Below are 13033 nucleotides of genomic sequence, written 5' to 3' on the forward strand. Positions count from 1 at the left end.
CGAGCCGCTCTGGGTGAATCTGAGTCCCGGCCTTCGCCGGGAAGACGGATGCGAGTGATGCTTGATTGGAACGACACATGACCAAAACCTGGTTGATCACCGGCGTCTCCGGAGGCCTCGGGCGCGAGATCGCCCTGGCGGCCCTGGCGCGCGGCGACACCGTGGTCGGCACGGTGCGCAAGGCCAGGGACGCCGACGCTTTCGAGCTGCTGGGCGGCCACGCCCTGGTGCTCGACGTCACCGACGAGGCCGCCGTGAAGGCCGGCGTCGCCCAAGTAGCGGCGCTCACGGGCCAGATCGACATCCTGGTCAACAACGCCGGCTACGGCCTGGTCGGGGCGGTGGAAGAGGCCTCGCTGGACGAGGTTCGCGCCCAGTTTGAAACCAACCTCATCGGGCCCTTGGCGATGCTGAAGGCCGTGCTACCGGCCATGCGGGCCCGTCGCGCAGGGCGGATTATCAACATCACCTCTGTGTCAGGGCTGGCGGTCTGGGCCGGCACTGGCGTCTATTGCGCCAGCAAGTGGGCGCTGGAGGGCCTGACCCAGACCCTGGCCGCCGAGGTTTCCGAGTTGGGGATCAAGGTCACCAACGTCGCCCCGGGCGGCCTGCGCACTCGCTTCTCGACGGGCTCCAAGGCGATCGTCGCGATCAAGCTCGCCGACTATGACGGCCTGGCCCGCGACGCCGAGCGGATCATGGCCGACCATGCCGGCCACGAACCGAGCGACCCGGCCAAGGCGGCCCAGGCCGTCCTGGCCATCGCCGACGCCGACGCCCCGCCCCTGCACTTGCTGCTGGGCGGGGATGCGCTGACCTATGCCGGCTACGCCGCCGCCGACCTGCAGGCCGATATCGACGCCTGGAAAAACCTTACCCTGTCGATCGGCTTTGACGACGCCCCCGCCTGACGGAACCGACCATGACCAATACCCTGATCTTCGTCGACCTTGCCTCCGAAGACCCCGACGCCGCTGGCAAGTTCTACGCCGAGGTGTTCGGCTGGGAGAACGACGCCCGGCCCCAGGGCGAATACCACCGCATGGTGCCCGGCGGCTTCTTCAAGAAGCCCGATGGGACCGACAGCGAGATCGGCAACCTGCACCTGGGAATCTTCAAATCCGCCAACGCCCGGCCCCATCCCGAGCCCGCAGGCGTCGCGCCGCGCCACCTGGCGACCGACGGCCGCAAGCCGCGCATCTGGGTGCTGATCGGCGACGACGACACGCCCGAGCGCATCCTCGACACCGCCGTCAAGCTGGGCGCGACCGAGCTGTGGCGCGACCACTACTGGTCGGAGTTCAACGGCTACAACCACGCCTTCCGCGACCCTTGGGGCAACGAGATCCTGCTGTGGGGCAAGGCGGGTCCCAGCCCGGTCATCCCGGAAAGCTTCACGCGGGAATAAGGGTCACGGCTCCAAATCGGTTTCGAACAAGCCCTCGATTTCCTGCGCGCCGTGAACGACCCGAACGATCAGGGCGCCGTCGCCTCGAAGGCGGTAGAGGGCGAGATAGCCGCCAATCACGAGCATGCGGGCGTCCGGAGCGATCTCCGGGCGCGCGGGACCTAGACGAGGATGGTCGCCCAGGGCGTTGCATCGATCGACGATCCTATCGATCAGCAGGTCGGCGGCCGCCGGACTGTCCAGAGCAATCTGCAACCAGATGTCGTCGAGATCGATCTTGGCCCGATGTGTCTGCGTGACCCGCCCCATGGCTAGGCCTTGCGAACTTCCAGCGTCGCCAAGCGCGCGCGGCCGCGTTGCTTGATGTCCTCAGCGTGGAGCGCCGCATCCTCGTTACCGTCAACACCTTCCACCCAAAGGCGGCGCAGACCCTCGACAGCCGCCGCACGGCTCTGGCGAACCTGTTTCCAGGCGCGCAGGGCGTCGCGGATCACTTCGCTGGTCGAGGCATATTCGCCGGTGGAGACCGCCTGCCGAATATCGGCTGTCAGCTCGGGCGTCAGAGCGATGCTGAGCTTTTCGACAGCGGCCATCTGGCGCTCCCATTTTGGTACGACCCAGTCGTACCACAGGCAGGCCTACGCGTCATCGCGATCTTTCAGAACGGCTTGTCGCCCGCCACCGTCACCCGGTACCCCGTGCGCGTATCCGGAAAATAGTCCCAGATCGCCTGGTGCCAAGTGCAGCGATTGTCCCAGAAGGCCACCGAGTTCTTCTTCCAACGGAAGCGCACCTGGAAGTCGGGGTTGCCGGCGTGCTGGTACAGATAGGCCAGGATCGCGGTGCTCTCGGCCTTGGGCAGGCCTATGATCTTGGTCGTGTAGGATGGATTGACGAACAGGCTCTTGCGACCGCTCACCGGGTGGGTGCGCACGATCGGGTGCACCGAGCAATTATATTTGCGGTCGATGTCCGGGAAGATCGCCTTGTAGACCGGATTGGCGTCGTGCTCGGCCGACAGCCCTTCCAGATAGGCCTTCATCTTGTCCGACAGGGTCTCATAGGCCGCGTACATGCTGGCGAAACAGGTGTCGCCGCCTTCGTCGGGCAGGACCTTGATATGCAAGATGCTGCCTAACGGTGGTTCGGGGTCGCAGGTCAGGTCGGAATGCCAGCTCTCGCCAGCCACGAATTTGGAATCAGCGTCAGCGTGGATGGCGACGATCTCGGGGTGGTCGGGCAGGCCCGGCACGCCCGAATGGATGGCAAGGTTTCCGAACTTGCGGCCGAACGCCTTGTGGGCGTCGTGGTCCATCTCCTGGTCACGAAAGAAGATCACCTGATACTGGGTCAAGGCCTGGTGCACCTCCTCGAACTGGCGGTTCGACAGGGGTTGGCTGAGGTCGACGCCGAAGATTTCCGCGCCGATCCGGCGGGTCATCGGCTTCACGTCGAGGACGTCGTAGGTCATGAGCCGGGCTCCCTAAGCGTTCAGAAAGCCGCCGCGCACATAGACGAGCGGGGCCTTGGTTTCGTCGGCCATGACGCGCAGGACGCGGCCGACGAGGATTACGTGATCACCGCCATCATGGGCGGCGTGCAGATCGCATTCGATGACCGCCGCGCAGCCGGCCAGCACCGGCGCGCCGCAGACCCCTGCCTCGACAGCGGTCAGGGCAAAGCGGTCGTCGCAGCCGAACTTGGCGAAGGCGTAGGCCAAAGGCCCCTGGTCGGCGGCTAGGATGTTGACGCAGAACACCTCCGTCGCGCTGACCGCCGCCAGGGTGCGGCTGTCGCGCTTCAGACAGACCAGCACCAGGGGCGGGTTCAGCGACAGGGCGCTGAAGGCGCTGACCGTGGTGCCGACCAGCCGCTCGTCCTGGCAGGTGGTGACCACCGTCACCCCGGCCGCGAAACTGCCCATCGCCTTGCGGAAATCGGCGAGTTCCGGCGGCGGGATCTCTGGCAAGGCGCCCTTTTTCCTCAAGACGCCCATCAGTCGTTTCCGAACGGGTTGTCGGGATAGACCGCCGAGGCCGGACGCTTCGCGCCCTCAGCGGGGCTGGCCCGGCCGCACACCGCCAGAGCGGTCAGGGCATAGACCAAAGCGCTGTCGACCAGATCCTGCGGCGTCGGCCGCCAGCGGCGAAAGCCCGTGGTGATGGCCGGAATGCGGTGCATGTTGAAGACGTTGTGATCGCGCCACATGCTCGAATAGACCGGATTGGCCAGGGCGACAGGATGGCCGAGGCTGAGCTTGGTGGCGTCGTCCACGGCGGCGACCAGGGGCGCCACCTCGCGGGCGTCGGCCTCGAATCCGTGGCGCACGACCACCGGCTCGATGTCGATGCGGCCCAGGCCGTTGTCGCGGACCATGGCCTCCAGCGAATGCTGGATGTCGGCCACGCGCTGCTTCGGGTTCAAACCCACCTCCAGATAGAGGTTCACCAGCTCGGTGCCGGCCCCGAAGGCGAACGGGATGCCGCCGCGGATCGCCGCGATCTGCGACTTGGGATTGGCCACGCCGCCGGGACTGACATACTGGCTCGCCCTCTCCCATTCGCCGCTCCAGGCGTGGATGGCGTCGGTCAGCTTGCCGATCTTGTAGATCGGGTTGGGATGCTGGGCCGAGGCCTCTGGATGGTCGAGCAGCGGGGTGAAGACGCCGTCGCCCCAGACCTGGAACCGGAAGACGGCATAGCCGCAACCCACCCAGGTCAGGCCAAAGTCGCAGCCCTCGGCGGCGATGGCGTAGTCGGGGGCGACGCCCCCGTGGTGGAACAGGTAGTGGGCCCCGATGTCCTTGCCCATATAGGCGATACCGCGGTGCTCCTCGATCGGCTCGGGGCCGATCTCGCCGGGACAGGCCGTAAGGTAAAGTTTGCCGGCCAGCTCGTAGCCGGCGGTCTTCAGCGCCTTGGCGGCGATCATGAAGCAGCTCATCGGGCCGCGGTCATTGGCGATCGGGTATCCATAGAGCTTGCCGTCCTCCAGCCAGCACTTTTCCCATTCGGGATTGGCCAGGGTCTCGGGGCTGTACTTGTAGGCGTCCAGATCGGGGTTCCAGGTCGGCGCCTCTGTGTCGAGGTGGGCGGTAAACAGCAGGTTCTTGCCCCCCACGGTATTGGGACCCTTGCCGCCATACGTGCCGATGATGTTGGGCCGCTCCGGCGTGGCCCAGACCTTGCGCGGCGAAAAGCCCTCGCGCGCCATCCAGTCGTAGACGTAGTTGGCGACCTCCAGCTCCTTGCCCGACGGCGCGGGAATGTTGCCCAGGGTCAGGGCCAACTCGACGATCTCGTCCTGGCTGATCGCGGCGGCGATCGCGACGCGGTCGGCTTCGGTGACTTGGTAGGGCGCGCTGGCGCCCATCTGCGAAAATCCGTCAGCCATGCTCAAGCAGCCCCTTTCCAGGCGAGCGCGATCGCCGCCGTATCGGTCAGGATCGCGCTGTTGAGCTCCATCACCTTCAACGACGCCTCATGGATGTCCGCCTCGTAGGCGGCGCAGGCGTCGGTGGCGACGAAGACGTGGTAGTCGAGGCTGAAGGCGTCGCGCACGGTGCTGTCGATGCAGCACTCGGTGGTCAGGCCAGCCACCACCAACGTATCGACACCAAGCTTGGTCAGTTGGACGTCGAGATCGGTGCCGGCGAAGCCGCTGTATCGGGTCTTGGGCACCACCAATTCGCCCGGCAGCGGCTTGGGACCGTAGAACTCCGACCCCACCTCGCCGGCCCGGCAAAGGGCCGCGTCGATGTTCGGATCGCCCCCGCGCCGGCGCATGCGCTCGTTCCAGGCGGCGGAGTCGGTCTCCGGCGTGGTGTGCAGGCCGATGAACACCACCGGCACGCCGGCCGCGCGGGCGTCAGCCGCCAGTTTCTCGGCGGCCGCCAAGGCGGGCTCTACCACGCTCATGTCGATGAAGCCGCCCAGCCCGCCCTCGGGCGAGGCGAAGTCCACCTGCATGTCGATGATCAGCACCGCCGTGCGGCCCGGGGCGATCCAGCCCGCCAGGTCGTCGCCTTCTTTCGCGTTGGGCGTCTCGGTCACGGCGCTCACGACGTTCACGAATACACCGACCGCAGGCCCGGCAGGATGTCGGCGCCGAACATCGTCAGGCCCTCGACATAGTCGGGGAAGATCAGCATCAGCCCGTCGAGCTCGCAGTAGGTGACGAACTCCTCAACCTGTGCCGCGCAGGAGGCCGGCGTGCCGACCACGGTCTGGGTCATGAAAGCGCCCTGCTGGGCGGCCACCGAATCCAGCTTCTCGGCCGGCACGCCCCAGCTGGCCAGCATGGCCAGGATCGCGCCCAAGTCGGCGCCGTCCTTGTAGTGGTCGACCAGGCCTTGCGCCTTGGCGTCGGTTTCGCCGTGGACGATGGTGCACATGGCGTAGGTCTTGATGGTCTTGCCCATCTCTTCGGCCGCCCGCTTGGCGCGCAGCGAGGCGTCGCGGCGCTCGTCGGGCGTGCGGCCGCCGATGAAGCAGGCGTCGGCCTCGCGCACCGAGAACTGGAAGCCCCGATCGGACATGCCGGCGCAGATGATCTCCGGGCGCGGCTTGGACAGCGGCTTGGGCTTGGACTGGCAGTCCTTCATCGTGAAGAATTTGCCGGCGAAATCGACGCTGTCCTCGGCCCACAGGCGCTTGACCACCGTGGTCCATTCCTCGGTCAGGGCGTAGCGGTCGTCGTGGGACAGGCTATCGTCCCAAGCGCCCATCTGGTCGAACTCGCCCTTGTAGGCGCCCGCCACGATGTTGAGGCCCGCCCGGCCGCCGCTGATGTGATCGAGGGTCGCGATCATCTTGGCTGCGACCGCCGGGTTCTGCAGCAGCGGATGGATGGTGGCCCAGATGCGGACGTTCTTGGTGGCCTCGGCGATGCCTGCCATCATGGTCACGGACTCCAGGGCCGTGCCCCAATGGTCGGTCTCGCCGCCAAAGCCGCGGAACTTGCCCATCGACATCACGAAGTCCATGCCGACCTGATCGGCGGTCACCGCTGCGGCCTTGTTCTGCTGGTAGAGGCCGTCGAGGGTCGGCGTGGTCTTGGAGATGATCCAGCCGCCATTGGCGACCGGCAGGAAGACCCCGAAGTCCTTGTGCTTGGATGGGCTGTGGAACATGGGTTCCTCCTTAGGCGGCGTCTTGAAGCATACTGGGGACCGGTTCGGCGACCAGCTCTTGGGCGATGGCCTTGCGCGGTGGCCGCATGAACAGCGCCGCGATGAAGATTACGCCGATTATCGCCGCGCACACCTGGAAGGTTGGGACGAAGCTGCCCAGGCGGTCGCGCATCACGCCACCGACCACCGGCCCCAGGGCGGAGACCGCGCCGATCAGGCAGACCAGAGAGAAGATCTCCAGGTTGTTCTTGCGACCATAATAGTTGAGCAGAAGGATGCTGACCGCCAGCACCGTCAGGCCAAACCCGACCCCGACCCCGACGGCGAACAGCATCATCAGCGGCCAGGTGGTGGCGTGGGCCAGGGCCAGCAGGCCGACGGCCATCATCCCTTGGGCGCCGGCCAGCAGCCAGCGCGGATCGACCCGGTCGCCCAGCAAGCCGCCGCCCATCCGGGCCACCACCTGCATCAGGGATTCCAGGCTGATGGCGGCCACCGCCACGGCCGAGACCACGCCCAGTTCGCTGAAATGGGTCGGCGCCAGGCTGACGGCGGTCACCCCACCCAGCAGGTGGGCGAAATAGGCGGCCAGGATCACGTAGAACTGCGGTGTGGCGATCGCCTCCTTCACCGACCAGTCCGTGGCGGTGCGGTAGACCTTGGCGTTGACGGGGGCGGCCTGGATGTCTTCGGCCACGGCCTTGTCGGTGACGACCGCCGCGGCCTCGAGCCAGGCCTGGCCACCGACCAAGGCCGCGCACAGGGCGCCGACCACCACCGAAGCGACGGCCCGGGCCCACCAGTAGGGACGCCAGCCGCCATGGGCCAGGTTCATGCCTTCCACCGCCATCCACGGACCGACGACGCCGCCCAGCGAACCGATGGTGAAATAGATTCCGAATGGCAGGGCGCGCTTCTTGAACAGCATCGACAGCACGTGGGTGCCGGGGATCAGGGCCATCATCTGGTAGCCCACGCCCAACAGCGCCGTGCCGACAAGATAAACGGTCAGGCCCGGTGAGGCGGCGAGGCAGGCAAATCCCGCCACCATTACCGCCGAGCCGGCGATGATGGTGCCACGCACCCCGATCTTGCGGATCAGCATGGCCGGCAGCTTGGACGAGGCCCCGCAGAACGCGCCGAGGAAGGTGAAGCCCAGGAAGGCGGGACCAAAGCCCCAGCCCTGCTCCTTGATCATCGCCGGCAGCACGACCCCCAGCGACGAAAAGGTCGAGGCGGTGATCAGGAACAGCAGCAGGCTCAGCGCGCTGAGCAGCAGCCAGGACCTCCACGGGATCGTCGTCGACATGGGCGTGCGAGCCTCCATGCTTAAGCGAGTCCCCGCCGCCCGATCGAGGCGGCGGGGAAAGTGGGAACTAGAACTTGCGGGCCAGGGTCACGCGCCACTCACGGCCCTTGCTGGGCAGCGCGCCGAGGTTGGCGTAGCTGTCGGCGTCGGGCGTGAAGTAGAGCTTGTCGAACAGGTTATCGATGTTGCCTGTCACCGTGTACGGACCATATTCGTAATAGGCCGAGGCGCTGGCGACGTAATAGGCCGGATAGGTCACGGCGTTCTGCACTGTGCCGGCCGTCTTGGTCACATGGGTGACGCCCAACGTGCCGCCGACCTTGCCCCAGTCGTAGTCGTCGCTGGTATAGGCGCCGTGCAGGCTGACCACCGATTTCGGGATCAGGGTGTAGTCATAGTCCCCGCCCCTGCCGGGCAGACCGCTCGGCCCGCCAAAGCTCCAGACCACATAGGTGCCGCCGAACGCCTGCGACCCTGGGACACCGGCGGTATAGGCCGGGATATACTGGAACGAGGTGTCCGGCCCCTTTACCGTGGTGTGCTGGCTGTTGCCCGGGAAGGTGAAGCTGAAGTTCTCGCTGGCCAGCCAGCGGACTTCCAGCTCGACGCCCTTGGCGCGGGTGCCGGTCGGAGTGCCGCTGATGCCGGTCAGTTGGGTGCGGTTCTGGCGATAGCCGGCCAGCGACCCGACCAAGGTGCCCTGGAACCACTGGAACTTCACGCCGGCCTCGGCGAGGTCGCTATCCGACAGCCAGGCGTCGCTGGGATCGGCCACCAGGCTTGCGGCCACGTCGCCCGCCTGGCTCATCTCCAGGGCCGAGGCCTTGGCGTAGGTGATGTAGGGCATCAGGCCGGCCGGCAGCTTGTAGGTGGCGCTGGCGGTATAGGTGCCCTTGCCCTTGCTGGCCTTCTGCTCGCCCGACGCCTGGTAGCTAAGCACGCCAGTGTCGTGCGAGGTGACGTCGTAGTCGTCATAGCGACCACCCAGCATCAGGTTCAGCTTGTCGCCGATCAGGATGTCGGTGGTGAAGAACACGCCCTGCTGGGTCCAGTCGGTCTTGTTGTCGTTCTCCCAGGCCAAGCCCAGCACGCCCGCGCCGGTCTCGGTGGTGAACGGGCTGTCGATGATGTCGGCGGCCGTGGCGCCGTGGGCGATGTCGCGACGATCGAGGGCGATCACGCCGCTGTTGTAGCTCTCGCGCCGACGGCCCGAGAAGTCGCGGTATGAGGCGCCGATGAACGACTTGGCCTTCACCAGGCCGTCCATGAAGTCGTTGGCGAAGTTGTAGGTCAGGCGAGCTTCCCAGACCTGGCTGTCGACCCAGGAAGGGTAGCCATAGGAAACGAAGCGTTTGTTCTCTTGGTCGTCATTGAACAGCTGCGCCTTGATCGCGCTGGTCGGCGATAAGTCCTTGGCGAGGTCGAAATATAGGGTGTTGGTGTCAGTCTTCGAAAAGTCGGCCGGGCTGATATAGACCGTGCGCGGTGACAGCTTGGTCGTGCCCAGGCCGGTGTCCAGGATATGCGCGGCGTTGGTGTTATAGAAGTTGTAATAGGGGATGTAGAGCGGGTTGAAGGTGGGGTCGTAATAGTAGGGGTTGGCGCTGTTGCCGCTGATTTCGTTCAGGGTCATTCGGCCGTTGCCGTCGCTATCCTTCAGCGTGGTGTCGCGGCCCGTCGTGTAGGTCTGATTGTTGATCAGGTTCTGGTCAGGCGGTTCCAGCCAGCGGTCTGCACGTCGCCGTCGGAATGGTACTTCATGCCGCCAAAGGCCGTGCTCCAGCCGTTACCCAGCTCGAAGTCGGCCGAGATTTCGCCGGTCTGGCGGCGCGGATAGATGCCCTTGTAGAAGCTGTGGCTGTCCTCGACCTCGCCATAAGCATAGACGCCGCCGGTCACCGGGCCGAAGTTCACCGGCAGGCCAAGCTGGGCGGTGGCGTTCTTCTTGTTGTACGAGCCGTAGGTCGCCGTGACCTCGGCGGTCGGTTCGCTCAGATAGCCGCCCTCATTCTTCCCGGACTTTGGGATGAAGTTGAGCATGCCGCCCACCTTGCCCGAGCCATAGATCGGGGTGGGCGGACCGCGGACGATCTGGATCTGGTCGGCCGCGCCGATCGGTGTCGAATAGGTGCCGCGGTTTTCGATGCGCTTGAAGCCGCGGAAATAGTTCTCGGCCAGAGTGCCGCGGATGTTGAGTGCGCCCGGCACGCCGTAGAAGCTGGCGGTGTAGGCGCCGGGCGAGACCTTGGTCAGGCCGTCGATGGTCTGGATGCCATAGCGCTGCAGCGTGGTGTCGCTGACGAAGCTGGCCGAGCGCGGGGTCTCCAGCAACGGCTTGTCCAGACCAAAGACCGTATTGTTGGGTCTGGTTTCCAGCAGACCGGCCTTGTCTCGCGCCTTGACGATGATCTCATCGACCGAGGTCGAGGGATCAGCCGGAGCGGTGTCCGCTGCGAAGGCATGGCTCGACGCGGCCACGGTCGAGAGGGCGAGCAGCACAGCGGCGGAAGATCCCGCCATCAAAAGCCGTTGGTTCGACATGACGTCCTCGTTCAAGGCGGTCGCGCCCATCACCCGCGGTGATATCCCCAGGACGACGCCTCTTGAGACCCAGCATCACCCCTCCTCGCCGTTCTGGCCGGATCGTCCTCTGACATTTTGAAGGAAATGTCCTTGTCGCTCGGTTCTTGCCCAGTCGATGGGGTGTTGCGCACGGCGAAGGTCAAGATACTTGATCCTCCGCGCACAAGGCGCCGCCAAAAGCGATCGCTGACGTACCCGCTTTAGCAAGAGGGCGATGTCGCCGCACACGGAACGTTCGGCCGACAATGATGCGTGGCGCCACACCGTCGCGAAACTTTGACAAAAATAGACGGCACTTGATCGTCACGGCCGCGTTCTGGTTAAGACGGGGTGTGTGGTTCGCCGCCAAGTTCTTCAGACCCCAAGCAACAGGATCTCGCCCATGAAAACCCTGCTCGGCGCCACTGCGGCGCTCGCCTTGCTCACTGGGGCGACCAGCGCCCACGCCGCTCGCGACTATGTCTGGGCCGCCGGCTCATCGACCGTGTTCCCGTTCTCCACCCGCACCGCCGAGAACTTCGCCAAGAAGACCGGCAAAAAAGCGCCCAAGGTCGAAAGCCTGGGCACCGGCGGCGGCATCAAGATGTTCTGCGGCGGCATGGGCGAAAAGTTCCCCGACATCGCCAACGCCTCGCGCCCGATGAAGAAGTCCGAATTCGCCGCCTGCAAGGCCGCCGGCGTCAACAACATCGTCGAGCTAAAGATCGGTTTCGACGGCATCGTCGTGGCCATGGACAAGCAAGCCCCCGACTACAATTTCAAGGTCGAGCACCTGTATCTGGGCCTGGCCCAAAACGCCCTGCGCGGCGGCCAATTCGTGGCCAATCCCTACAAATCTTGGAAAGACATCGGCGCGGGCCTGCCGGCCAACCGCATCCTGGTCTACGGCCCGCCGCCCACCTCGGGCACCCGCGACGCCTTCGTGGAACTGGCCATCGAAAACGGCGCCAAGGCGTTCCCGACCGCCAAGAAACTGCATGACGCCGACGAAAAGGCCTTCAAGGCCAAGATCGACCCGCTGCGCACCGACGGCCCCTGGGTGGATGCCGGCGAGAACGACAACGCCATTGTCGGCACCATCGAGAAGACCCCGGGCGCGCTAGGCGTCTTCGGCTACAGCTTCCTCGAAGAAAACGCCAACCGCATCAAGGCCGCCAGCGTCAACGGCGTGAAGCCCTCGGCACAGACGATCGCCAGCGGCCAGTACCCGCTGGCGCGCTCGCTCTACGTCTACGTCAAGAAGGACCAGGTGGGCGTGACCCCAGGCCTGAAGGAATTCATCGCTGAATTGGTCTCCGACTCCGCCAGTGGCCGGGGCGGCTACCTGCAGGGCCGCGGTCTGATCCCCCTACCCCCGGCCCAGCACGAAGCCCAGAAAGCCGCCGCCGGCAAGCTGACGCCGATGGCAGCGCCGAGGTCGTAAGGCTTTCGTTCAAGAACACGGAAACGGCCCCGGAGCGATCCGGGGCCGTTTTCCATTGCGCATGACCAGCGCGAATTAGTTCGTAGGCTGCTCGGAAGGCGCCCGCGACGTCATACCTGCGGCGGCGGCGTCATCAGCCATCTGGGCGTCGACCGGGGCGGCGGGAAGACCGGCGGTCGCCTGGGCCGCAACGGTCGCCACCGGCGGCGGCTCAGCGTGCGGAGCGGTGGTCACCGGCAGGGGGCGAGCGGCCGCTGCAGCAGCATCGTCGGCCTCCGTGCGGATTTCCGTCGGCCCATCTTCATAGCCGCCATCCATATTCATGGAACTGGCCATCAGCAGTACGCCGGCCGTGGCCACGGCCCCGACCAAGGCTCCCAGAAGGATCCATCCGAACGGGTTGCTCTTGCGTTCGGTCTTGGCCATCCGGGTCTTTCCTCTGATCTGCGGCCCCGCCTAGGAGCCGACCCAACGCCGGACAGGTCCGACGTCGAGGTGGACGAATTTACTGTCGGGGTAATAACCCACACCGCCCCGTCCGAGATCCAGGGCCGCGGCCCGAACGCGATCCAAAGCGACGTCCTCCAGATAGATATCAATCGCCTTGCCGTCCATGTGCAGGCTGCGTTTGGCGACCTCACCGCTGCGTTCATGCAACATGGCGTTGGTCTTGGGGGACCGGTAACCCGAGATGACCTGGTAGTGGGCTTTGGTATTGGTCTTCTGGGCGACATCGGCCAGGGTGTCGAACAGGCGGGGGTTCATCGGGTGGACGTCGCCGGTGCGATAGTCGCGCAGCACCTTGTCCAGGGCCTCGACGGCGTCGGGCACGTACTCGCCCTTTTCGAAATAGACCGCCTCGAGTTTTTCCTCAGTGTGAATGTTGCGCAACTTCAGCCAGCGTTGCGCATTTGAAGGAGGACCATAGGACGCGGCCGGAGCCGGCGCGACGTCAGCCAGACCCTCGGGCGGCAAGCCCTCGGACATTTGCGACTGGCGCATCAGCAAGTCGCCGATCAAATCAGCGGCAGAAAGTTTGGCCTGGGCGAACGCCGCCATGGGCCCTACCGCGCTCGCGCCGAGCACACCGAAACCAAGCCCCAAAAGCTTGCGTCGATCGATCATGATACGCTTCCCCGGACTGACCCTGCGAGATTGCCGGAAGGCTGGATCTCCGTA

13 protein-coding genes and 1 pseudogene are annotated in these 13033 nt (G+C 65.6%); 3 read left to right on the forward strand and 11 right to left on the reverse strand.

The genetic code is table 11. The features are described from left to right. Nucleotides 1-77: 77 nt before the first annotated feature. Nucleotides 78-911, forward strand: a complete 834-nt coding sequence (locus tag ACP7AG_RS05595) for an oxidoreductase (protein ID WP_426030103.1) — start codon at nucleotides 78-80, stop codon at nucleotides 909-911. 11 nt (nucleotides 912-922) lie between these two features. Beyond that, nucleotides 923-1408 carry a VOC family protein gene (locus tag ACP7AG_RS05600; RefSeq protein ID WP_426030104.1) on the forward strand — a complete coding sequence of 162 codons (486 nt, stop codon included), beginning with the start codon at nucleotides 923-925 and terminating at the stop codon, nucleotides 1406-1408. Between the two features lie 3 nt (nucleotides 1409-1411). On the opposite strand, the gene ACP7AG_RS05605 is transcribed toward ACP7AG_RS05600, so the two are convergent. From ACP7AG_RS05605 to ACP7AG_RS05645, 9 genes and pseudogenes are all read right to left on the reverse strand, one after another. Beyond that, nucleotides 1412-1717, reverse strand: coding sequence for a type II toxin-antitoxin system RelE/ParE family toxin (locus ACP7AG_RS05605; RefSeq protein ID WP_426030105.1), 306 nt, complete (start codon nucleotides 1715-1717; stop codon nucleotides 1412-1414). A gap of 2 nt (nucleotides 1718-1719) precedes the next feature. Further along, nucleotides 1720-2001, reverse strand: a complete 282-nt coding sequence (locus ACP7AG_RS05610) for a type II toxin-antitoxin system ParD family antitoxin (protein ID WP_426011784.1) — start codon at nucleotides 1999-2001, stop codon at nucleotides 1720-1722. Between the two features lie 65 nt (nucleotides 2002-2066). Then, nucleotides 2067-2879 (reverse strand): TauD/TfdA dioxygenase family protein, encoded by an 813-nt coding sequence (locus tag ACP7AG_RS05615; RefSeq protein WP_426030106.1) that lies wholly within the window; start codon nucleotides 2877-2879, stop codon nucleotides 2067-2069. A 12-nt stretch (nucleotides 2880-2891) separates the two neighbouring features. Then, a complete protein-coding gene (locus ACP7AG_RS05620; protein ID WP_426030107.1) occupies nucleotides 2892-3404 on the reverse strand; it encodes a flavin reductase family protein in 513 nt (170 codons plus the stop codon). Beyond that, on the reverse strand, nucleotides 3404-4801 hold the full coding sequence (locus tag ACP7AG_RS05625; protein ID WP_426030108.1) for a peptidase M20: 1398 nt from the start codon (nucleotides 4799-4801) through the stop codon (nucleotides 3404-3406). Before ACP7AG_RS05625 ends, ACP7AG_RS05620 begins: the two co-directional genes overlap by 1 nt. A gap of 2 nt (nucleotides 4802-4803) precedes the next feature. After that, entirely contained in the window at nucleotides 4804-5469 is a 666-nt protein-coding gene (locus ACP7AG_RS05630; protein WP_426030155.1) for a cysteine hydrolase family protein, read from the reverse strand. Between the two features lie 5 nt (nucleotides 5470-5474). Continuing rightward, on the reverse strand, nucleotides 5475-6539 hold the full coding sequence (locus ACP7AG_RS05635) for an LLM class flavin-dependent oxidoreductase (protein ID WP_426030109.1): 1065 nt from the start codon (nucleotides 6537-6539) through the stop codon (nucleotides 5475-5477). Between the two features lie 10 nt (nucleotides 6540-6549). Next, nucleotides 6550-7848 carry a CynX/NimT family MFS transporter gene (locus ACP7AG_RS05640; RefSeq protein WP_426030110.1) on the reverse strand — a complete coding sequence of 433 codons (1299 nt, stop codon included), beginning with the start codon at nucleotides 7846-7848 and terminating at the stop codon, nucleotides 6550-6552. A 67-nt stretch (nucleotides 7849-7915) separates the two neighbouring features. After that, nucleotides 7916-10389 (reverse strand): annotated as a pseudogene (locus tag ACP7AG_RS05645) (TonB-dependent siderophore receptor). 424 nt (nucleotides 10390-10813) lie between these two features. On the opposite strand from ACP7AG_RS05645, the gene ACP7AG_RS05650 reads away from it, so the two are divergent. Then, on the forward strand, nucleotides 10814-11854 hold the full coding sequence (locus tag ACP7AG_RS05650) for a substrate-binding domain-containing protein (protein ID WP_426030111.1): 1041 nt from the start codon (nucleotides 10814-10816) through the stop codon (nucleotides 11852-11854). A 75-nt stretch (nucleotides 11855-11929) separates the two neighbouring features. Here the strand turns inward: ACP7AG_RS05650 and ACP7AG_RS05655 are convergent, their stop codons facing one another. Beyond that, on the reverse strand, nucleotides 11930-12280 hold the full coding sequence (locus ACP7AG_RS05655; RefSeq protein ID WP_426030112.1) for a hypothetical protein: 351 nt from the start codon (nucleotides 12278-12280) through the stop codon (nucleotides 11930-11932). Between the two features lie 30 nt (nucleotides 12281-12310). Continuing rightward, complete coding sequence (locus ACP7AG_RS05660; protein ID WP_426011792.1) at nucleotides 12311-12979, reverse strand: DUF882 domain-containing protein; 669 nt, start codon at nucleotides 12977-12979, stop codon at nucleotides 12311-12313. Nucleotides 12980-13033 lie beyond the last annotated feature (54 nt).

The sequence above is a fragment of the Caulobacter sp. DWP3-1-3b2 genome (assembly GCF_049896325.1).
Classification (GTDB): Bacteria; Pseudomonadota; Alphaproteobacteria; order Caulobacterales; family Caulobacteraceae; genus Caulobacter.